General features: G+C 52.7%; 17 protein-coding genes and 2 pseudogenes. 3 read left to right on the top strand and 16 right to left on the bottom strand.

Annotation, left to right across the window (positions count from 1 at the left end; translation table 11 throughout):
• Positions 1-19 precede the first annotated feature (19 nt).
• The 3 genes and pseudogenes from BSZ31_RS08390 to BSZ31_RS08380 form a co-directional block, all read right to left on the bottom strand.
• A pseudogene (locus tag BSZ31_RS08390) lies at positions 20-768 on the bottom strand (electron transfer flavoprotein subunit beta/FixA family protein).
• Between the two features lie 123 nt (positions 769-891).
• Positions 892-1,581 (bottom strand): carbonic anhydrase, encoded by a 690-nt coding sequence (locus BSZ31_RS08385; protein ID WP_105028372.1) that lies wholly within the window; start codon positions 1,579-1,581, stop codon positions 892-894.
• On the bottom strand, positions 1,578-2,498 hold the full coding sequence (locus tag BSZ31_RS08380) for a histone deacetylase family protein (RefSeq protein ID WP_105028371.1): 921 nt from the start codon (positions 2,496-2,498) through the stop codon (positions 1,578-1,580). Before BSZ31_RS08380 ends, BSZ31_RS08385 begins: the two co-directional genes overlap by 4 nt.
• 115 nt (positions 2,499-2,613) lie before the next feature.
• Here BSZ31_RS08380 and mltB point away from each other — a divergent pair, with 115 nt between their 5' ends.
• The gene (mltB, locus tag BSZ31_RS08375; protein ID WP_105028370.1) at positions 2,614-3,669 is read left to right on the top strand and encodes a lytic murein transglycosylase B; all 1,056 of its coding nucleotides are present in this window, start codon (positions 2,614-2,616) and stop codon (positions 3,667-3,669) included.
• A 6-nt stretch (positions 3,670-3,675) separates the two neighbouring features.
• Here mltB and BSZ31_RS08370 read toward each other — a convergent pair whose 3' ends face one another.
• The 9 genes from BSZ31_RS08370 to BSZ31_RS08330 form a co-directional block, all read right to left on the bottom strand.
• Entirely contained in the window at positions 3,676-4,365 is a 690-nt protein-coding gene (locus BSZ31_RS08370; RefSeq protein ID WP_105028369.1) for a hypothetical protein, read from the bottom strand.
• Between the two features lie 9 nt (positions 4,366-4,374).
• Complete coding sequence (locus BSZ31_RS08365; protein WP_168426902.1) at positions 4,375-5,190, bottom strand: N-acetylmuramidase family protein; 816 nt, start codon at positions 5,188-5,190, stop codon at positions 4,375-4,377.
• A 118-nt stretch (positions 5,191-5,308) separates the two neighbouring features.
• Positions 5,309-6,211 carry a cysteine synthase CysM gene (gene cysM / locus BSZ31_RS08360; protein WP_105028367.1) on the bottom strand — a complete coding sequence of 301 codons (903 nt, stop codon included), beginning with the start codon at positions 6,209-6,211 and terminating at the stop codon, positions 5,309-5,311.
• 41 nt (positions 6,212-6,252) lie between these two features.
• Positions 6,253-7,698, bottom strand: coding sequence for a sodium:solute symporter family protein (locus BSZ31_RS08355; protein WP_105028366.1), 1,446 nt, complete (start codon positions 7,696-7,698; stop codon positions 6,253-6,255).
• Positions 7,699-7,759: 61 nt separating this feature from the next.
• Positions 7,760-9,355 carry a ubiquinone biosynthesis regulatory protein kinase UbiB gene (gene ubiB, locus BSZ31_RS08350; protein WP_105028365.1) on the bottom strand — a complete coding sequence of 532 codons (1,596 nt, stop codon included), beginning with the start codon at positions 9,353-9,355 and terminating at the stop codon, positions 7,760-7,762.
• Positions 9,352-10,053 (bottom strand): SCP2 domain-containing protein, encoded by a 702-nt coding sequence (locus BSZ31_RS08345; RefSeq protein ID WP_146106644.1) that lies wholly within the window; start codon positions 10,051-10,053, stop codon positions 9,352-9,354. Before BSZ31_RS08345 ends, ubiB begins: the two co-directional genes overlap by 4 nt.
• A gap of 78 nt (positions 10,054-10,131) precedes the next feature.
• Positions 10,132-11,145: a Tim44 domain-containing protein gene (locus BSZ31_RS08340; RefSeq protein ID WP_146106643.1), complete on the bottom strand. Its 1,014-nt coding sequence runs from the start codon at positions 11,143-11,145 to the stop codon at positions 10,132-10,134.
• Positions 11,146-11,195: 50 nt separating this feature from the next.
• Positions 11,196-11,936: a bifunctional demethylmenaquinone methyltransferase/2-methoxy-6-polyprenyl-1,4-benzoquinol methylase UbiE gene (gene ubiE, locus BSZ31_RS08335; protein WP_105028362.1), complete on the bottom strand. Its 741-nt coding sequence runs from the start codon at positions 11,934-11,936 to the stop codon at positions 11,196-11,198.
• A gap of 18 nt (positions 11,937-11,954) precedes the next feature.
• Positions 11,955-12,380: a gamma-butyrobetaine hydroxylase-like domain-containing protein gene (locus BSZ31_RS08330; RefSeq protein ID WP_008250308.1), complete on the bottom strand. Its 426-nt coding sequence runs from the start codon at positions 12,378-12,380 to the stop codon at positions 11,955-11,957.
• 184 nt (positions 12,381-12,564) lie between these two features.
• Between BSZ31_RS08330 and phoB the strand changes: the two genes are divergently transcribed.
• A complete protein-coding gene (gene phoB, locus BSZ31_RS08325) occupies positions 12,565-13,272 on the top strand; it encodes a phosphate regulon transcriptional regulator PhoB (RefSeq protein WP_008250307.1) in 708 nt (235 codons plus the stop codon).
• 40 nt (positions 13,273-13,312) lie between these two features.
• Positions 13,313-14,659 (top strand): phosphate regulon sensor histidine kinase PhoR, encoded by a 1,347-nt coding sequence (gene phoR / locus BSZ31_RS08320; protein ID WP_105028361.1) that lies wholly within the window; start codon positions 13,313-13,315, stop codon positions 14,657-14,659.
• A gap of 322 nt (positions 14,660-14,981) precedes the next feature.
• Here the strand turns inward: phoR and BSZ31_RS08315 are convergent, their stop codons facing one another.
• The 4 genes and pseudogenes from BSZ31_RS08315 to argS form a co-directional block, all read right to left on the bottom strand.
• Positions 14,982-15,776, bottom strand: coding sequence for an RES family NAD+ phosphorylase (locus BSZ31_RS08315; protein ID WP_105028360.1), 795 nt, complete (start codon positions 15,774-15,776; stop codon positions 14,982-14,984).
• A 430-nt stretch (positions 15,777-16,206) separates the two neighbouring features.
• On the bottom strand, positions 16,207-16,695 hold the full coding sequence (locus tag BSZ31_RS08310) for an HIT family protein (protein WP_105028359.1): 489 nt from the start codon (positions 16,693-16,695) through the stop codon (positions 16,207-16,209).
• The gene (locus BSZ31_RS08305; protein WP_105028358.1) at positions 16,692-20,672 is read right to left on the bottom strand and encodes an FAD/FMN-binding oxidoreductase; all 3,981 of its coding nucleotides are present in this window, start codon (positions 20,670-20,672) and stop codon (positions 16,692-16,694) included. Before BSZ31_RS08305 ends, BSZ31_RS08310 begins: the two co-directional genes overlap by 4 nt.
• A gap of 132 nt (positions 20,673-20,804) precedes the next feature.
• Positions 20,805-22,543 (bottom strand): annotated as a pseudogene (gene argS, locus BSZ31_RS08300) (arginine--tRNA ligase).
• Positions 22,544-22,586 lie beyond the last annotated feature (43 nt).

The following is a 22,586-nucleotide window of genomic DNA, read 5'->3' as shown; positions in this document are numbered from 1 at the left end:
TGCTCCTGTATTCCCTGTGTTAGATCACTTTCGCTTCATTCTTCAGCTTGTCGACCAGCGTGGCCACATCGGGCACGGTGATACCGGCTGAACGAGTGGGCGGATCGCTCACTTTCAGGGTTTTGATGCGTGGATCAACATTCACGCCCAAGTCAGCGGGCTTGATGGTGTCGATCTGTTTTTTCTTGGCCTTCATGATGTTGGGCAAAGTCACATAGCGTGGCTCGTTCAGGCGCAGGTCAGTGGTTACAACCGCTGGCAGGCTCAGGCTAACCGTTTCCAGGCCGCCATCCACTTCACGGGTTACATTCACTTTGCCACCTTCAACAACCACTTTGGATGCGAAGGTGCCCTGTGGCATGTCTGCCAAGCAGCCAGCATCTGGCCGGTCTGGTTGCAATCGTCGTCAATGGCTTGCTTACCCATGATGACCAGGTCAATGCCTTCTTTCTCAACAATCGCTTTGAGGATTTTTGCAACGGCCAGGGGCTGCAGCTCAACATCGGTTTCAACCAGAATGCCACGGTCAGCGCCAATGGCAGCAGCGGTGCGCAAAGTTTCAACACATTGGGCCACGCCACAGCTTACGGCAATCACTTCAGTGGCCACGCCAGCTTCTTTCAGGCGCGTGGCTTCTTCAACGGCGATTTCGTCGAAGGGGTTCATCGACATTTTAACGTTGGCGATATCCACACCAGAACCGTCGCTTTTGCAGCGCACTTTTACGTTGTAGTCGACTACGCGTTTAACGGGTACCAGGATCTTCATGCAAGCCATCCCATAATTGAAATTGATAATGTGTGAATGTGATTATACGAAGCGTTTTCAGAAAAAACGCACGATCGTTCGATTTTTCATAGAGTCTACACTCTAAGGGGGGGTTTGTCGAGGTTATTGGTAGCGTGCGCAGATCGCTTTCATGGCTGAAAAGCAGCGCTCATCGATCTCGGCCCGGCTTCGAATCGTGCAATCCAGATCAATGACCCGCCCGGTTGACAGGCTGTACACCAAGCCACCCACAGCCACCGGTTCGCCCCGACCCCAGGCGGCATTCACCGCTGGGCTCAACGCAGCCAGTCTCACCTGCTGAATCACATTGAGCTCACACAGTTTGTCGACATTCCGGTTGGCTTGCTCAGGCGAGGCCGGGTTGAACAACTGATGATCGTGGGCCAGCTCACGCACACCTTCCAGCCAATCGCCAGGTGCACCGCCCGCATGCAAACCCAAGGCAATACGAACGCCACCGCAATTGTGGTGCCCAAACACCAGGATATGCTTCACTTTCAAGCTGTCAATGGAAAACTGGATTGCAGTTTGCAAACTCAGATCGTTCAAACCAGCCTGATTGGCCACATTTTTGTATACGAACAATTCACCCAGATTGCTTTGCAGCAGGGTATTGGGATCGGCTCGACTATCGCAACAACTGATCACGGTAAAGGCCGGGCTTTGCCCAGCAGAAAGCCGCTTGAAGTAATCGGGATCTTGCGCTGTAATTTGCCCAGCCCATTGCGCATTGCGCGCCAACATTTCACTCAATCGATTTTCGGAATACGGCGCGGGGGTTGAAAAAATCACGATGCAAGCGCCTCCACATGGGCATATACAGAATCGGCCAAAGCCTCCAGTTCATAACCCCCTTCCAGCGTACTGACCAGTTTGCCATCGCAATATTCTTCAGCGACACGCTTGAGGAATTGGGTGATCCAGCCATAGTCCTCAGTGCTAAGGGTCATGTCAGCCAATGGGTCGCTTTCATGGGCGTCAAACCCGGCTGAGACCAACACCAACTGTGGCTTGAAGCGATCAATCGCATCTACCCAGTGGGTTTGAATGGCGTGTTTGATTTCTTCGCGACCACCACCGGGTTGAATGGGACAATTCACCATGTTGCGCGCACCATCAAGCCCGCCACTGAAAGGATACAAAGGCGATTGAAAAGTACTGCACATCAGCACCTTGGGGTTGTTGGCAAATGCATGCTCGGTGCCATTGCCGTGGTGTACATCAAAGTCCACGATAAGCACTCTCTCAAGCCGATAGGCATCAATGGCATGCTGCGCAGCAATTGCGACGTTGTTGAACACGCAAAAGCCCATGGCACGGTCCACACACGCGTGGTGCCCGGGCGGGCGAACGGCACAAAAAGCATTGTTCACAGCATGGGCCATGACCAAATCGACTGCATGCACACAGGCACCCGCAGCGCGACGTGCTGCATCCAACGAAAATTCTGACAAAGTGGTATCGCCATCGATGTCAATATTCCGCTTCAAGGGGAAACGGGCTTTGATGCTTTCTACATATGCGGGCGTATGTACTGCCGTCACAGCCGACCATGGCACCTCGGGCGCCTCGCAATGAACCAGGCGCGGCCACAAATCGGAGGCCTGCAATTTTTCACGAATCACCCGCAAACGAGCCATGCTCTCGGGGTGGCCCAGACCAGGGTTGTGCAGGGCGCAATCAGAATGGGAAATATAGGCTGTGGTCATGGCTTAGGCCCAAACAGCACGGGAATGCTGGGTTATAGTGAACAACAGACCTGCCAATTCAAGCAAACATGCGCCGGGTCGACCACTACTTCTTTTGACTACACCGATACCGGACATGCTGACTCCTTTTGTGACTGCTCAACGAATCTTAACAAGCTTTGCCTCCATTCTAATCAGCACAGCCCTGTGCACTCAAGCTGTGCACGCCCAAGACGCCCAGAAGGTAAACTTTGCCGAGCACAAGAATGCTGCTGCCTTGGCAGAGCGCCTGCAAACCAAAGAAGGAATACCTGCGGCGATGACGCTGGAACTGTTGAAGCAGGCTGAGCTCTTGCCACAGGTGGTGAAGGCAGTAAAGCCAGCAAAAACCAAGAGTGTTCGAAACTGGGACAAATACCGAAACAACTTTGTAGAACCTTACCGCATTCGCAAAGGCGTGGAGTTCTGGGATGCAAACCTGGACACTTTGAAAGAGGCGGAAGCCAAATACGGCATTCCGCAAGAGGTAATTGTGGCCATTATCGGCGTGGAAACCATTTACGGGCAACACATTGGCAACTACCGGGTGCTCGACTCCCTGGCCACGCTGGCCTTTGCCTACCCTGAAGGCCAACGTGACCGCTCTGAATTCTTTTTAAGCGAACTCGAGGCGTTTATTGCGTTGTGCAATAGAACTCACCTGGATGCGCTTGAGGTGAAAGGCTCGTATGCGGGGGCTATCGGGCTGGGCCAATTCATGCCCAGCTCATGGACTGCATTTGCCGTGGACGGCGACGCCGACGGCATCGTGGATTTGTTTCACAGCCGCCGCGATGCAATTTTCAGCGTGGCCAATTTTCTGAAAGTACACGGGTGGGAAACTGGCAAAGCCACTCGTGTGTTGGTGGACATAGAACATGCCGACAATTTGCAGGAACTGCTGGCACCCGACATTGTGCCCACCTTCACCCCGGCGGCGATGCAACAAAAAGGCGTGAAGTTAAATGGCGAAACACAGCCTGATGAAAAACTGGCGCTGATTGAACTGGTGCGTGGAGAGGGCGAGCCTGCCTTTGTGGCTGGTGGGCATAACTTTTACGTGGTAACCCGTTACAACCGCAGCTCCTTCTATGCCAACGCGGTACTGGAACTCAGCGAAGCGTTGAAACTTAGAAGGGAAATGCTGAATTGAAGACCACTATTCCGATTGAAGTGCGTGCCAGTTGCCGTCTTTGAATTGATAATCAACCGTGAAGGGACCTGGTTCTCTCCCGCTTCCTGTTTGATACAAGTCATAGGTAAGGCTCAGCCTGATAATTTTGTTATCCGCCTTGTAGATGGCCCTCTTCAACCAAGCTTCCACGTTCGGAGACACGTCTTGCGGCGTTTCAAGACGTGACACCTCAAGCTTTCCTTTTGAACTCGCTTCTACATACACAAAAGGAGCATGCGGCGAATCAAGCTGAATCACAGACAAACTATCGAAATGTGTTGGCTTGAAAGATTCATAGAACTGATTCGACTTTTTAAGCTTCGACCATTCGGTTTTATCCAATCGAATTAAATAAGCCTTCGGCGAGTGGTTGTAGGGTCTGTAAAAACCGTTGCTATTTAAAACATTCTCTCCATAGGTCGCATAGTAGGCATCTTCATTCCAGTGAACTCCGTTCCAAACCAATAAACAACCACAACGATCTGAAACACTTTTCGGAATCACAATTCCCAGCACGTTTATGCCAAACACGACACTTTTTAGGGACGGATTTGGTGTTTGCTGTAGAGAATTAGGCGACAAGGAGAAAGCAGACTTCTCTACAGCCAAAGTTATAGAAAAAGGGAAAAAAAGCACCAGCAAGCAAGCGACTTGAAAGGATTTAATTTTGTGCATGGCTATTGTTTATTGAGCGAATGATTTGTAGGCCTTTTCAATTTTCTCGTCGTACTTGTTTTGTTTGTACAGAGGTCCGTTGTAACCATTTGCAAATGCTGCCCAATCCTTATTGCGCAGAAACTGGTCAAGTCTTTGGCTTTGAACAAATCGGACAAACGCCAACAAATGCTCTCCTTCATTCTTGAACATGGCTTGAACCATTGCATCAATACTGGAAAATCCACACAGCTTGTAATTCATACCGAGAATCTGAAAAGCCCCCCATGAACAAGACTGTAAAGCGGCAGATCTATCCAAAGCACTTGCAACCTCGAGCTTTTCATAGGATGTCCCACCCTGATTGTATAAAGCCTTGTTCCACACCCTGGAAGACAACAGGGGAAACGCCTCGTCATACTTTCGGTTGGTGAGTCGGGAAAACAGATGGGGTTCATACAGAATGACTGGTCGACGCTCTGTATCGAATCCATTGCCCTTAGACTCAACCGAAGCAATCGCCTTTATAGTGGCTAAACTTACATTCAAAGCGCCAGCAGCCCTCGCGAAATCAGTTGCTTGAATGGTGGCCGTTGTGCCTTTGGAGGGCAATTGAAGCATATCTTTGGGTGCCCAACATCCCATCGGAGTTTGAGACAACTTGATCGCGGTACTTTCAGAGGGGGTGACCAAACCATTAGGTCTCAGTCCTAGAAATCGCCCCTGAAAATAGTCAATCGCAGCAGCAGTTGTAGGACCAAACACACCGTCCACCACAACCGTGATCTTCGCGTTACAGTTGTTTAATCTTTCTTGAACCCACTTGACATCCACCGGGTTATTCACACCACCTCGACCTACAGATCTTGAAATCATGCCTTTTGCTCTACCTTGATGAATTGATGTTTAACTGAAAAGCCTACACAGCAATCATTCAGGGGTACAAATTTTGATTTCGCTCACCTTAGGCCGGAAACACACCCGTGGACAAGTAACGATCACCACGGTCACACACGATAAACACGATGGTTGCGTTTTCAACTTCTTCCGCAATTTTCAGGGCAATGTGCGCCGCACCAGCCGCTGAAATGCCACAGAAGATACCTTCTTCGGCTGCCATTTTTCGGGCCATTTCCTCGGCCTCAAGCTGGGTGACTTGAACCACACGGTCTACACCTGCGGGTTTGTAAATTTTGGGCAAGTATTCTTTCGGCCATTTGCGAATGCCCGGAATTTGCGAACCCTCGCTGGGTTCAGCCCCAATAATTTGAATATTGGGGTTTTGGCTTTTCAGGTAACGCGAAACACCCATAATCGAACCGGTGGTGCCCATGGCGCTTACAAAGTGAGTCACTTGGCCAGCTGTATCGCGCCAAATTTCAGGGCCAGTGGTTTCAAAGTGGGCAAGTGGGTTGTCTTCGTTGGCGAACTGGTCAAGAATCACTCCCTTGCCCTGGTCACGCATTTGTTCGGCCAGGTCTCGTGCGTACTCCATGCCCCCTTTTTGCGGGGTCAAAATGATTTCTGCGCCAAAGGCACGCATGGTTTGGCGACGTTCAATGCTAAGGTGCTCAGGCATGATCAGCACCATGCGGTAACCGCGAATGGCGGCCGCCATGGCCAAGGCAATACCAGTGTTGCCTGAAGTGGCCTCAATCAGCGTATCGCCCGGCTTTATTGTGCCGCGAGCTTCGGCACGCTTGATCATGGAAATGGCTGGGCGGTCTTTGACTGAACCGGCTGGGTTATTGCCCTCCAGTTTGCCCAGAATCACATTGCCACGGTCGGCATTGGCCTTGCCAGGCAAACGTTGCAACTGCACCAGCGGGGTGTTGCCAATGGTGTCTTCAATGGTGAGGTATTTCACAGCCGGATCACTTTCAACAAAGGTAATCCGGCTATTTTAGCTTAATGTAGGTGCACAACACCGTCACGCAGCGCTGGCCTGTGCTCGATCCACTGCGGCAACAATGAAGCGATGATCATGGTGAACAAACCCAGCACCATGCCCAACAGCTGGGGCGGCCAAATTTCACTGGGGAAGAAGTTTTTGGCAATCAACCAACTGCTCACACCCACCACAATCGATGCCACTGCACCCTGTGAGGTTGCTTTTGACCAGTACAGACCAAACACCAGCGGAACAAATGCAGCAGCCAGAGTAATTTCGTAGGCGCTTTCCACCATCTCGAAAATTGAAGATTCACTGTTGATGGCAAAGGCCACCACAATGATGGTGAACACGAACACTGAAATGCGCATGGTCAACAACAAAGCCTTGTCGTCCATTTTTGGATAGATGTTCTTGACGATGTTTTCTGCAAACGACACGGAGGGTGCCAACAAAGTGGCGCTGGACGTGCTCATGATTGCAGAAATGAGTGCACCAAAAAACACGATTTGCGCAAACAAGGGTGTATGCATCAAAACGAGGTTGGGCAACACCATTTGCGAATCTTCCGAAATCATCGCAGTGAAGGTTTCAGGGTCGATCATAATAGCGCCGTAGGCCAAAAACACCGGGATGAACGCGAAGAAAAAGTACATGGAGCCACCCAATACAGCACCCCGCACGGCAGTTTTCTCGTCTTTGGCAGAACTGATGCGCTGGAAAATATCCTGCTGGGGAATGGAGCCAAAGGCCATGGTCAGGAATGCGCCGACGAATGGCACCCACAGCACATAACTGAACTCTTCGGGGAAGAACTGCAATTTGCCCGCGGCTTCAGCATGCTCAACCACAGTGCCCACACCACCGGCCAAATCAGCGACGATCCACATGATGTAAACCAGGCCCGCCGCAATGACCACCATCTGGATGAAATCGAGAACAGCGACTGACAACATGCCACCAAAAAGCGTGTAGATCAGCACAACACTGGCGCCAATGACCATGCCCCATTCTTGGGAAACTGCACCATCGGTGAGCACGTTGAAGATCAATCCCAGTGCACTGATTTGCGCCGCCACCCAACCCAGATAAGACACCACAATGCAGGCGCTGCAGAAAATTTCAACTACCCGGTTGTAACGCACGCGGTAATAGTCGCCCAAGGTGAGCAAATTCAGGCGATAAATTTTCGGTGCGATGAACAGACCAGCCAGAATCAGGCACATGGATGCGCCGAACGGATCCGCCACAATGCCGCTCAAACCCTCTTCCACAAAGGTGGAAGAAATGCCCAGCACGGTTTCCGAGCCAAACCAGGTGGCAAAAACCGTGGCAGTCACAATCGGCAGGGAAAGATGCCGGCCAGCCACGGCGTAATCCGCCGCACTACTTACATTTCTGGCCACATACAGGCCAATGAGTACAGAAACCAGCAAATACGCTACAACGGAGGCAAGCAACATCTTGAAAACCCACCAGAGAGAAAAAATGATTTCGGATTATAGGCAAGAAACATGCGCAGGGCTAGAACAGACCTTTGGGGCCTGAATAGCCGATTAAAAAGGGCCACAACAAATCAAGTGCAACCACACCAAAAAGCACCGCCAGCATCAGAACCATCCAGAACAGGGCCCGGTTCAGGCGCTTTTGCTGTTTCACCAATTGTTCGATTTGATCGTCAACCCGCCCATTTGAATGGGTGAGTGTTTGGTGCAATAGTCGCGGTAAGGCTGGCAAAATTTGTGACCACTGGGCGGCCTCCCATTGCAGGCTGGACTGAAAACCCTTCAAACCGATTTGCTGGTGCATCCAGTTTTCCAGATACGGCTTGGCGGTTTTCCAAAGATCCAGGTCAGGATCAAGCTGGCGGCCAAGACCCTCCACGTTCAGCAAGGTTTTTTGCAGCAACACCAACTGTGGCTGAATTTCGACGTTGAAGCGGCGGGAGGTTTGAAACAGACGCATCAAGGCCTGTCCCAGCGAAATTTCCTTCAATGGCTTACCAAAAAAGGGTTCAATGCAGGCCCGAATGGCGGATTCAAGCTCATCAATGCGCGTGCCCTTGGGCACCCAACCCGATTGCACATGCAATTCAGCCACACGCTTGTAGTCTTGCCGGAAGAATGCGAGGAAGTTTTGCGCCAGGTATTGCTTGTCCACATCGCTGAGGGTGCCAACAATACCGAAATCAAGTGCAATGTATCGACCAAAATCTTCAGGCTGATCACCCACATAGATATTGCCGGGATGCATGTCTGCATGGAAAAAACCATCGCGAAACACCTGGGTGAAAAAAATTTCCACGCCTTCGCGGGACAGTTTTTTCAAATCAATGTTGTTCTCGCGAAGCCGCTCGATTTGGGAAATCGGAATGCCGTGCATGCGCTCCATGGTAATCACGGTGCTGCAGCAATAGTCCCAATACATTTCAGGCACACGAAGCAGGTGCCCGCTACCCGAAGTGGACGAGAAATTACGACGCAACTGCGAGGCATTGGCCGCTTCGCGCATTAAATCCAGTTCATCGTGCAAGTATTTGTTGAACTCGGCCACCACTTCCCGGGGCTTTAAGCGCTTGCCATCGGATGAAATTTTTTCAATCCAGCGCGCAGCGGTTTTCATCAAGGCCAGGTCTTTGTCGATGACCTCGATCATGCCGGGGCGCAATACCTTCACCGCCACCTTCTTGCCTTCGTGCTCGCCAGTCCTGATTATCGCAAAGTGAACCTGGGCAATCGAGGCGCTGGCCACTGGGATGTTCTGGAAATCCAGAAACATGTCGTCAATTTGGCGGCCCAGGCTGGCTTCAATCAATTCACGGGCTTTCTCGGAGGAAAACGCGGGCACTTGGTCTTGCAATTTGGCCAACTCGTCGGCCACGTCTTCGGGCAACAAATCGCGCCGGGTGGACAGCAATTGTCCAAACTTCACAAACAACGGGCCCAGGTCTTCAAGCGCCCGGCGCATGCGTTCGCCACGCGGGGCCTGCACATGCGAGCGGGAAGAAATCAGCGTGAGAAACCACTTGGCCAAGCGATTGTTGATTGAGTCGGCGGCAATCAGGAACAGGCCATACTTTCGGGCCACCAACGCAATGCGTGCCAAACGGCGAATCTTCATTTGGGCGCACCCAACTTGGCCAAACGTTTTTCAAGGCGGGCTAGCTCATCGCGCAGTTGGTTGACTTCATCGCGAAACGCATCGAACTCGGATGCCGTGGGTGCCATGGCTTTTTCGTGCACCACGTATTCGCGCAAATTGCTTTTGAAACGTTGTACCACATCACGCGCATTGGTGCCCAAAGCAGACAAAGTGTTCATAACCCACACAGCCTGTGCATCGCCTACCACACGGGCCAAGTCGCGCTCTGGGTCCCAGCTCAAGTCGTTGATCACCGTGGACACTGTTTGCGCGAAATCCATATCGCCTTCAACGGCCGCTTTTCTCGACATGCTGTTGGGGTTGCTCACCGAACCAATCAAATCGGCCCATTGCATGGAAATAGTGGTATCGGCCGGTGCCGCCACACCATTGCTGGGTACACTGGCCTGAAAGTGCCCCTGGTCGTTCACACGCAACTGAAGCTGCATGGGGGCAATGCCCAACACCAGCACCTTGCCAGCTTCCTTCTGCAATTTTGTTTTGCTGCTGCGCTGCTGATCCAGCAAATGGTTTAGCACCAGGCACACGGTCTGAGTGATGGTGGCTGACATCAAATTCAAGGGTGCGGAGAACAATTGACCCGCCGCACCTTTGGATGGACCAGAGGAGAGCAGTTTGGAGGCAAACTGAAAAAACAATACGGGGGGACTGGCCAAGGCACACTTCCAACAATCAAAAATTTGTTTGAGTGTAACCCAGCCGGGCAGGCCAAGCCCGGCGGGTAAGTTCAAAAATTACAGATTGTGAATGCCTGAAAGCACCCAGCCACCGCCCGCCACCGGGCGGCTCATAATCCACAACTCATTTATTTCTTCAGCGGCCGCGTCTTGCTCTTCCCTTAACATGCCAGTGAATGCAACTGTGGCAATTTGCTCATCCACATCGGTTTCAAAGCCGATCAGCTGGGCATCCAGGGTAACCACATCGGTGCGGTTGACCGCGTTGCCACGGGCTTCAATTTCAGCACGCAGGTGGTCAACCACTTCATCACTGCAATATTCGCGCAGGCCAGCAATATCGCCCTGGTCAAACACACCCTGCATGGTCACGAAAAACTTCTTGGCGCTGTTGACAAAATTCGCTTCATCGAACCCGGCTGGCAGGTCTTTCACGGGTGTTGCCGCTGGCATGGGTGCATCAAAAGCCGATGCGTTGCCAAACTGGCCGAAACCTTGATCGCTGCGTGGTGCGCCCATGCCAGGGACGGGGTCGTTAACGGGATTCGAGGGCGAGCTGTAACGCGGCGTTTGCTGCGCTTCGCGATAGCTGTTGTTGGGTGAACCTGCTGCACCAGGTGCACTGTACGCGGGGCGCTGTTTGGCTGCCTGCTGACCGCGCAGCATGCGCACCAGAAACATGACGGCAAACACCGCTGCAGCAATCATCAACATGGTGCCCAGGAATTCAGCCATGCCCGCGCCGAAGCCAAGATAACCAAACAAAGCCGCCAGACCCAAACCGGCTGCCAGGCCACCCAAGGGGCCCAGGAAACGGTTACGGGGCGCGGCTGCCGTACCTGCGGTAGCGCCCGCAGGGTTGGTGGCCTGCTGCTTGCTGGGCGCAGTGGAAGTGGTGCCAGAAGGCGCAGTGGATGGAGACTTCTGGAATTGGGAAGGCGCAGGGCGGCCAAAACTGCCACCGCCACCCAAGCGCTTGGCCTCGGCATCGGTAGGCAAAGCACCCAAACTCAGAAAGGCTGCTACTACAGCCAAGACAGACAATCGAACAGACCAAACACGGGTTTTCAAAGCAAAAGCCTCCAGAATATTAATTTTTCGCGTGTAGCCAGTAGACAAACTCAGGCGAATTTGGTTCCTTGGTGCAGCGCGACCACACCCGCAGTGAAGTTGGTGTACTTCACCTGATCGAACCCACTTTCAAGCATAATGCTTTTCAGGGTTTCCTGATCCGGGTGCATGCGAATGCTCTCCGCCAGGTACTGGTAACTGGCACTGTCTTGCGCCACAACCTGACCAATTTTGGGCAATACCTGGAAAGAATACAAATCATAAGCCGGGGCCAGCAGGGGATTCACCTTCGAAAATTCAAGGACCAATACCTTCCCACCCGGCTTGATCACGCGACGCATTTCGCTCAGGGCCACCTCTTTGTGGGTCATGTTGCGCAAACCGAAAGCCACGGTAACCACATCAAAGTAATTGTCGGGAAATGGGAGCTTTTCAGCGTCGCAAAGGGCCATTTTCGGCAAGTATCCGTGATCAATCATGCGATTGCGACCCACACGCAACATGCTTTCATTGATGTCGGTCAGCCATACTTCGCCGCTTGGGCCCACTTTGTCCAGAAAAGCCTTGCTGAGATCACCGGTACCGCCCGCAATATCAAGCACTTTCATACCGGGGCGAACACCTGCTGCACGCACGGTGCTGGCCTTCCACAAGCGATGCATACCCCCCGACATGAGGTCGTTCATGATGTCGTACTTGGCCGCCACGGAGTCAAATACCTCGGCTACTTTCTTGGCTTTCTGGTCTTCCGGAACCTTTTCGAAGCCGAAATCGGTGATTTTTTCGTTCATATTGATGTGTGGCGTTGATTAATGGCTTGCGCAGGCGCCGCCCTTCTTTTGTTCAAATGGGATGTTTTCAGGCGCATTGGGTTCGCGGCTAGCGCCGGCAGCCTTCATGCGTTCCAAGTAGTCTTCCCACAAACCTTCCTGGTTCTCGCCCATCCACAACAAGTATTGCCAGCTAAACAAGCCTGAATCATGACCATCCGAGAAAAAGGGTTTGATGGCATACATGCCCACCGGCTCCAGGTTATTGATCGTCACTTCTTTTTTACCCACCTGCAGGGTTTCCTGTCCGGGGCCGTGGCCACGGACTTCAGCGGACGGTGAGTACACGCGCAAGAGCTCGAATGGCAGGTTAAAACAGGCGCCAGTGTCGAATTCAATCTCGAGCACCTTGGATTTTTGATGTACCACAATGCGTGTGGGGGTGGGGATATTGGTGGTTTCCATGCTGCTTAGGGTCTTTGGAATGCGTAATCCTCAAGTGTATCTCATCAAGACCAACAGCGGTCTACACCACGGCACGGGATTAATTTGATGACGATTCATTCAAGTGTCATATTACTGTCATGGAAATCCACTACTTTAGGTGGCATTGCAGACCACAAATATGCCAGAGAAGAGGAAGAACGAGATGTCCAGCACCATCCTAGTTGTCGAAGATGAACCCGCAATTGCAGAATTGATTGCCGTCAATTTAAGCTTTGCAGGTCACAAAGTGCTGCGGGCCGCCGATGCGGACCAGGCCAAAACCCTGATCACCGCGGAATTGCCTGACCTGGTGCTGCTGGACTGGATGCTGCCTGGTAAAACCGGCATTCAATTTGCGCACGAACTGCGCGGCCACGAGCGTACGCGCCATGTACCAGTAATCATGCTGACCGCGCGTACGGAAGAACAAGACAAGGTAGATGGCCTGGAAGCGGGCGCAGACGATTACATCACCAAGCCCTTCTCGCCCAAGGAATTGCTGGCACGAATCAAAGCGGTGCTGCGTCGCCGTGCGCCGCAGCTGACCGACGATATTGTGGAAGTTCATGGCCTGAAACTAGACCCGGTGACTCACCGCATCATGGGCCATGACAAGATCATTGACATGGGCCCCACTGAATTCCGCTTGCTGCACTTCTTCATGACCCACCCAGAGCGCGTACACAGCCGCACCCAGTTGCTGGACCAAGTTTGGGGGGACCATGTTTTTGTTGAAGAACGCACCGTGGATGTGCACATTCGACGTTTGCGCCAGGCTTTGACCATTTCTGGCCATGACCGCCTGATTGAAACAGTTCGCGGTGCCGGCTACCGTTTTACTGCAACGCAAAATGAAGGTGCACTAAACTAAGGGCTCCCCTGGAAGGGATATTCCCCTAGAATACGCACCTATGGCGTTCATCTTTTTTCGATTGATACTGTTGGCCATGGTGCTGGGTGCAGCCGCCATCGTGGGTCAAATGATTGCTGGCCACAAAGGTGCAGTGGCGGGGTCTATTTTGGCCTCGCTTTTTATCTATGCCCTGCATGTACGCTCCGGCCTTCGAATCATTGAATGGCTGGACAACTTCAAGGTTGAAAACGTGCCCGATGTGTCTGGCTGGTGGGATGACCTGGCCGCGAAGCTGTTTCGCTACCTGCGTTTACACCAACGCCAGCAACAGGCACTCACCAATGCCTTGGTGTCATTTCGCACTGCTGCGCAAGCCCTGCCCGATGGCGTGGTGACGCTTGATTCTGAAGGCCATATTTCCTGGTGTAATGACACGGCCCAAGACCACCTGGGTTTGAAACTGGGAAGTGATATTGGGCAGCCATTGATCAACCTGGTTCGCAACCCAAGCTTTTCCAGGTACATTCGCAGCCGCTCTTGGGAACAACCCCTGGTAATGACCGCGCCACGCAGCCGCAGTAAGGTTTTGTCGGTGCAATTGGTCAGCTACGGCGACAAACAAATGCTGGTGCTGTCGCGTGATGTAACCCAGGTAGAAAAACTGGAACGTATGCGCCGTGACTTCATCGCCAACGTGTCGCATGAACTGAAAACCCCGCTGACGGTGTTGAGCGGTTTTCTGGAGACCTTCCGCGATCTGCCTTTGAGCAAAGAACAGCAAACCGAATACCTGAATTTGATGTACACCCAGGCCAACCGCATGCAGAACCTGGTGGAGGACCTGTTGGCCTTGTCGGCGCTGGAATCCTCGCCCAACGCAGGCGAAGGTGGCGAGCCAGTTGACTTAAGCGGAATTGCACAAAAAACAGGCGATGAAGCACAACAGCTGTCGGCCGGCAAACACAATATTTCCGTGGATGTGGAAAAAGGCCTGATGGGGTTTGGAAATTCGGCCGAAATTTTCAGCGCGTTCTCCAATATCGTGACCAATGCAGTGCGCTACACCCCCGAGAAGGGAAACATTACGATTACGCTACGGCGAGCAGAAAACGAAATTGGCAAGGCCTGCGCTGCTTTCGTGGTGCGCGACACAGGCATTGGTATTTCAGCAGAACATATTCCGAGATTGACCGAACGGTTTTACCGCGTAGACCGCAGCCGTTCACGCGAAAGCGGCGGGACAGGTTTGGGCTTGGCGATTGTGAAGCATGTGGTGCAACGCCACGATGGTGAACTGGACATTCAAAGCAGACCGAATGCTGGCAGTACCTTCACCATTCTGATGCCGTTGGCGAAGGCTGGCGCGGCTTCCAAGCCTGCGCTTGCTGAAGCGACGGTTGTTTGACTGCTGCTGGGTACGATTGTTACTGGGTTGAGTTCGATTTGAATTTCAGCGTGGTGCTCGACTTGGATGCTGTGCGACCTTGCCTAAGCAATGCTTCTTGATCCGGCTTAATGCTTCTGGCTTGGGGCATGCGAAACGCATAGGCGTCTTCGCATCGACTCCTTGCGGAGTCGCCCCGCGCTTCGAAGCCGCCGGGAAGCCTTGCAAAGCCGGCAAGGCGGCACAGCACCCAAATCTCACTATCTCCTCGGACTGTCAACAGAAACCTCAAACACCAACCCGCGACAGTGATTCGACAAGCTCTTGAGTCCCACAAAGAGACTCAACTCTTCTGATTTTCGATGTATTGTTTGTCCAGCTTTGACAATTTCATTCGCTTTGCTTCGACTTTTATCGCCTCCACTTTATGCAAATGAGTCTGGGTACACTGAAATTTGGATTGATCAAAAACGGCAAAGCAAGTGCCATTTGCATGAACTGCACTTCGGTATGCCACACCATCGTAACCCCTGCGCTGAAGAAGTTGAACCCACATTGCATGTGCATAATATGCACGAGGATCCCGAGGATGAACCGGACCTGAAAACGCATTTACAGACAAATCCTGCAGGGCAAAATAATCCCTCAGAAAATCTCCGTTTAACTGTTTTCTAAATTTCTCAACAGGGTCTTCAGGAGATCTTATATTCGTAAGGTCTATTATTTTTGTCTTCGCTTTTGATACCAGTTTGAAAACTCCAACCGTGATCAGCTCTCCAACATCCGGTTTAACCTCAGCGATAGCGGTTTCAGGACTTTCAGCCAAATACAATACCGAAACTCCCGCCATCTGGGCTCGTCCGATACTGGCGATCTCCGGGGCTGGGGGTCCCATGTTCTTCTTGCTGAAGTTTTTGAGTTGGTCAAAATCGTGTTTGCGTGCGCGGTAATATCTATCTTTTCCTATTGTCAGTTCAGAGGTGCAATATTCCTCTGTCACCTTCAAATATTTCTCAATATCATCCTTGATCGATTCCGGAACTTCAAAAGAGGGTCTTGCAAATTTACGAATCTTCTTAAATAGCTCAACAGCGTGCGATTCGTGGAAACTAAAACTTAAATCCATTATGTTAAACATTTAGCAGATCCCTGATTCGTTTCGTAGTTGATTCAAAAGTTTCGTACCAAATACATTTGCAAAAAACATATTGTTGTTGCTGATGTTGAGACAAAGGTGGAAACGACGCGCGTTTCGAATTGCTTGAATAATACTTTGCCAGATTGATTGTGATTTAGACGGTGAAGAATCAATCCGATTGAAAAGATTATGTTTTTGGACACGCGATAAATGCGGCTTGCACTGGGAGAAGGTTTAAGTGCTGCGCCAGCTGGCCGGCTTTGCAAGGCTTCCCGGCGGCTTCGCAGCGCGGGGCGACTCCGCAAGGAGTCGATGCGAAGACGCGTTCGCGTTTCGCATGCCCCAAGCCAGAAGCATCAAGCCGGAATCAGAAGTCTTGCTTAGGCCAGATGGCGCAGCATTTAAACCTTTCCAGGCTCATTTTACTTATTCACTGAATTGGAAACGCAGCCAGCAATTGAGCCCGCAAATCCAGCATCCATTTTGGTTTCGAATCGAGCACCCACTGCTGGCGGGGCGATAAGGAGACTCCGGGTTTGGCAGTCGCCCACACGGGTGCGGGAAAATGTTTGTCGTCAGTGAAACGCGGAATGACGTGCCAGTGCAAATGCGGCACCACATTGCCAAGCGTTGCAATATTCGCCTTGTCGGCTTTGAAAACACGAAGCACGAACTGCTCGAGCAACGCCACCGCGTCCATGCAAAGCATGCGGTCTTCACGGCTTAAATCGGAAAACTCACGCACATGGTCGTTCCACACCAAGCGAAGAAAGCCGGGGTAATCTGCGTCGACCGCCTCAATAACCCGGAATTTGCTGCAATTGAACACCCAATCACCGCCCGGTGTGGCACACAGGGGGCAATTGGGATGTTGAGCACCTTCATCAACGATATTTTCAGCCGACTTGTTCAGCGTCATACCAAAATACGCTCGATACCGCCATCGTTGGCTTCCTTCACGTAGTTCTGCAACCAGTCTTTGCCCAACACATGCTTGGCCACTTCCACCACAATGTAATCGGCTTGCAGATTGGCGTCATCGCTATAACGGCTCAAACCTTGCAGGCAAGAAGGGCAGCTGGTCAGAATTTTCACATCGGCTTCAGGCGCTTTCTCGCGCAGCTTGTCGGCACCCTTGCGCATTTCCTCTTCCTTGCGGAATCGAACCTGCGTGGCCACGTCCGGGCGAGACACACCGAATGTGCCTGACTCGCCACAGCAGCGATCATTTTTCGTGATGTTCTGGCCTTGCAACTCGCTGTTCATCAACTGGTTCACAACCTTCAGCGGGTCATAAGTTTTCATGGGCGTGTGGCAAGGGTCGTGGTACATGTACTGCGTACCCGTCACATTGTCCAGTTTCACACCTTTTTCCATCAAAAATTCATGGATGTCGATGATGCGGCAGCCCGGGAAAATTTTCTCGAATTCATAACCCTGCAACTGGTCGTAACACGTGCCACAGCTGACCACCACGGTTTTGATGTCGAGGTAGTTCAATGTGTTGGCCACGCGGTGGAACAGCACGCGGTTGTCGGTGATCATTTTCTCGGCTTTGTCGTACTGCCCAGCCCCGCGCTGCGGGTAGCCGCAACACAGGTAACCGGGCGGCAACACGGTTTGCACGCCCACATTCCACAACATGGCTTGCGTGGCCAAACCCACTTGGCTATACAAGCGCTCCGAGCCGCAACCAGGGAAGTAGAACACCGCTTCGGTATCCGCCTGCGTGGTTTTCGGGTTGCGAATAACCGGTACGTAATCACTGTTCTCGATGTCGAGCAGCGCACGTGCCGTTTTCTTGGGCAATCCACCGGGCATGGGCTTGTTAATGAAGTGAATCACCTGCTCACGAATCGGCGCCTTGCCCACTGTAGCAGGCGGCTTGGCTGTTTGCTTGTTCAACATGCCCAGCGATTTGGCTACCTTGTAGGCGCCGCGTTGCAGCTTGTAACCAATACCGGTCATGCCCACACGCATGGCCTTGATGGTGGCCGGGTCTTTCGCATTCAGGAAAGTCATGGCCAGGGCCGTGCCTGGGTTAAAACTTTTCTTGTCCATCTTGCGCAACAAGGCGCGCATGTTCATGGACACATCGCCAAAGTCAATATCGACCGGGCAAGGGGTCAAGCACTTGTGGCACACGGTGCAGTGGTCAGCCACATCTTCAAATTCTTCCCAATGTTTGATGGACACGCCACGACGGGTTTGTTCTTCGTAAAGGAAAGCCTCGACCAACAACGAGGTGGCCAGAATTTTATTGCGTGGGCTGTAAAGCAGGTTGGCGCGCGGCACGTGCGTAGAACACACGGGCTTGCATTTGCCACAACGCAAACAGTCTTTCACTGAAGTGGCAATGGAGCCAATGTCGCTTTGGCTCATAATCAGGCTTTCATGGCCCATCAAGTTGAAGCTGGGCGTGTAAGCGTTGGTCAAATCGCCGCCAGGCAGCAGTTTGCCCTTGTTGAATCGACCTTCCGGGTCAATGCGCTGTTTGTAATCCTGAAATGGCTGTAGCTCTTCCTTGGTCAGATATTGGTATTTGGTAATGCCAATGCCGTGTTCACCAGAAATAACGCCATCCAGATTCCGCGCGATCTGCATGATGCGATCCACGGTGTGCTCTGCTTCGTGCAGCATTTCGTAATCATCGGAATTTACCGGAATGTTGGTGTGCACATTGCCATCCCCAGCGTGCATGTGCAGCGCCACGAACAGGCGGCCACGCAATACTTGCTTGTGAATGGCCTTGCACTCTTCCATCACGGGTACAAATACACCACCCTCAAAAATGCGGTTCAGGTGATGACGCAGTTCTGTTTTCCAGCTCACGCGAATGGTGCGGTCTTGCAGCACATCAAACACCGTGGCTTCTGGCTGGTCTGCAAGGCGATGCGCCAGGTTTTCATCCAGGTGACCCAACCCCAAGGTTTTCAAAACCGGGTTGGCTTGTGCCAGCGGCATGTTCATGTTGCCCAGCAACCAGCTCCAGCGCTCGTGTACCGATTCAAGCAATTCAACAGCGCGACCCACACGATCACCCACCAAGTCTTCAACAGATAACTTGGTTGAATCGACTTCGTCGGTTTTGCCCAACGTGAGCGGCTTTTCAAAAAACGAGCGCAATGCCGCAACCAGCTTCAGCTTGTTGCGAATTGACAGTTCAATGTTGATGCGTTCAATTTCGTCGGTGTATTCACCCATGCGCGGCAAGGGGATGACCACGTCTTCATTGATTTTGAAGGCATTGGTGTGGCGCGCAATCGCCGCTGTGCGTGCGCGATCCAGCCAAAACTTTTTGCGGGCTTCAGGGCTGACTGCCACAAAACCTTCACCAGCGCGACCGTTGGACAGGCGAACGACTTCAGATGCAGCTTGGGCCACCGCGTTTTCATCGTCGCCCACAATGTCGCCAAACAACACCATTTTCGGGAAAGCGCCGCGCTTGGATTTGGGGCTGTACTTCACCGCGCGCAAATAGCGCTCGTCCAGATGCTCAAGGCCCGCCAAAATGGCGCCCATGGCTTTGCCTTCACCGTCGAGGTAATTTTTGATTTCAACAATCGAGGGCACTGCATCGCGGGCTTGGCCATAAAACTCCAGGCACACCGTGCGGGTGTGCTTGGGCATGCGGTGCAAAATCCATTTGGCGGATGTAATCAGCCCGTCACAACCTTCTTTCTGGATGCCAGGCAGGCCTGCCAGAAATTTGTCGGTCACGTCTTTGCCCAAACCCACTTTGCGGAATCGTGCTCCCTCAACCGTCAAACGTTCGGTCTTCAGAATTTTGGCGTTCGGGGCCTGGCGACCATCGGACCACACCAGGTCAAACTCGGCAAAAGGTGCGTCGTGAATTTTGCCCAGGTTGTGGTTCACGCGGGTCACTTCAAGCCAGTCACCTTGCGGGTCAACCATTCTCCACCAGGCCAGATTATCGAGCGCAGTGCCCCACAGCACAGCCTTTTTGCCGCCGGCATTCATGGCAATGTTGCCGCCAATACAGCTGGCTTCTGCGGATGTGGGGTCGACTGCAAACACGCGGCCCGCAGCCTCCGCGGCTTCCGACACGCGCTTGGTGACTACACCGGCACCAGAAAACACGGTAGCGTACTCTTGGCTCAAGCCCGGTAGCACTTCCATTTTTACCTGGCCGAGTTCTTCCAGCTTTTCTGTGTTGATAATGGCTGACATGGCCGTGAGTGGCACTGCACCACCGGTGTAACCGGTGCCGCCCCCACGTGGAATGATGGTCAGGCCCAAGTCGATACAGGCTTTCACCAAACCGGGAATTTCAGATTCTCGATCGGGGGTGAGCACCACGAAGGGGTACTCCACGCGCCAGTCGGTTGCATCAGTTACATGTGAAACACGGGACAAACCATCGTATTTGATGTTGTCTTTTGCAGTGTGCTCGCCCAAGGCCTTGCGGGCGTGGCCGCGCAAAATCGCCATGGCTTCCAGCTCGCGCTGAAACTCGAACACGGCCTTTTCAGCCACTGTCAACAATTCGCGTACCTTGGCGCTGCGATCCTCAGAGTCGGTTTCTATCGCAGCGTCCTTCACTTCAACCCGGCGAGCGTCAATTTCACTCAAGCGGTGAAACAATGCCTCGATCAGCGCGGTCAGGCGCTTGGGGTTGTCCAGCAAGTCATCTTGCAAATACGGATTGCGACGAACCACCCAGATATCGCCCAACACTTCGAACAACATGCGGGCGGATCGGCCGGTTTTTCTTTCCTGGCGCAACTCTTGAAGAATGTTCCAAGCCGACTCACCCAGCAGGCGGATCACGATTTCACGGTCCGAAAACGAGGTGTAGTTGTATGGAATTTCCCGAAGCCGCGCGGTTTCGCCGGCTGAGGGTTTCAATGTGTTTAATTCAACGGGTGCGTTCATGCAAAACCTTTAGACTGCTTAGCCTTTTATGGTACCAAAAACAGCGTGCTTGCGCCTAGAGTAAAGACTCATCAAGGACGACTCAAAACCCTTATTCGACAAGGGTTTTGAGGCAAAAATCCCAGAACTAGATTACATCCGCTTGGGCGCTGAAACACCCAACACTGCCAAGCCGTTGGCCAACACAGTAGCCACAGCCACCAACAAGGCCACACGGGCGGTTTTAAGGGTTATGTCGTCGATACGGACGCGCTCAGCATTGTAAAAAGTATGAAATGCACCAGCCAGTTCACGCAGGTAAAACGCGATGTGGTGTGGCGCCAACTCTTCAGCTGCCTTGGACAAAATGTCCGGGTAAGAAACCAACGTTCTAAGCAAAGCCAGCTCGGAAGGTGCGCCCAACAGGCTCAAATCTGCATTGTTCAAGCCTGCCAGGTCGATTTCAGCCTGATCCAGAATGGAGTGAATTCGGGCATGGGCATACTGAACGTAATACACCGGGTTTTCATCGGACTGGGCCAGGGCCAAATCTACATCGAATACGAATTCGGTGTCTGCCTTGCGGCTGACCAGGAAGAAGCGTACGGCATCGCGCCCCTTGGTCAAGGCTTCAGGCTGGCTTAGCATGGGCTGGCTTTCATCCACACCGCCCGACCAGCAAATCAGGTCGCGCACGGTCACGTAACTGCCGGCACGCTTGGAAATTTTGACTTCCTGCCCGCCTTTCATCACCGTGACCATTTTGTGCAGAACGTAATCGGGGTAACCCTGCGGAATGCCCACATTGCAGGCCTGTAAACCCGCCCGAACACGCGCAATGGTGCCGTGGTGGTCGGTGCCCTGAATATTGATGACCTTGCCAAAGCCACGCTTGAATTTCTGGATGTGATAGCCACGTCGGGCACAAAGTAGGTGTAACCACCTTCAGATTTGCGCATGACTCGGTCTTTGTCATCGCCGTAATCGGTTGAGCGCAGCCAAAGGGCTCCGCCCTCCTCAAAAGTTTTACCAGACGCAACCATGAGGGCCACGGCCTGCTCGACCTTGCCCTCGGAATACAGAGAACTTTCCAGGTAAAACTGATCGAAATTAACGCCAAAGGCCTTCAAATCAAGATCTTGCTCGGCACGTAGGTAAGCCACCGCGAAAGCGCGAATGGATTCAAAGTCGTCAGCGTTGCCACTGCCTTTGACGGGCTCGCCGTCGGCGGCCTTCACTTCTTTGCCGGCCAGAAAGTCGGCTGCAATGTCGGCAATGTAATCGCCGTTGTAGGCGCTTTCGGGCCATTCAGCATCACCGGGCTTGAGCCCTTTGGCGCGGGCCTGAACGGACGTGGCCAAAGTTTGAATTTGCACGCCCGCGTCGTTGTAATAAAACTCTTTGTGAACTTTCCAGCCCTGGGTTTGCATGACAGCAGCCATGGCATCACCCAGCGCAGCTTGCCGACCATGCCCCACATGCAAGGGCCCAGTGGGGTTGGCCGACACGAACTCGATCAAGACAGTTTCGCCCGAATGGGCTGGAGACTTTCCAAACTCAGCGCCTTGCTCCAGCACTTGCGCCACCACCGCAACACGGGCCTTTTGACTCAAACGAATATTGATAAAGCCTGGACCTGCAATTTCAATGGCGTCGACCAAATTCGCGCAGTCGGCGTTGGCTTTGACATGGTCGGCAAGCAGTTGGGCAAGCTCACGGGGGTTGCGCCGGGCAGGCTTGGCCAATTGCATAGCCAGGTTACAGGCCACATCGCCATGACTGGCATCTTTGGGTTTTTCCAGCGTAACCACCCCCTCAAAAGGCTGGTTCAGGGCAGCGGCAGCGGCCGCTTCGAATGCGGCGATCAGCGTATTTCGTTGTTGGGCAAGCATGGGGACAGTTCAGGCAGGTTTGAGCTAAGCCTCTGATTGTAGC

The sequence above is a fragment of the Limnobacter sp. SAORIC-690 genome (genome assembly GCF_002954425.1).
In the GTDB taxonomy this organism is placed as follows: Bacteria; Pseudomonadota; Gammaproteobacteria; order Burkholderiales; family Burkholderiaceae_B; genus Limnobacter; species Limnobacter profundi.
The sequence above is the reverse complement of the archived record's forward strand: the minus strand, read 5'-3'. Positions and strand labels throughout refer to the sequence as shown.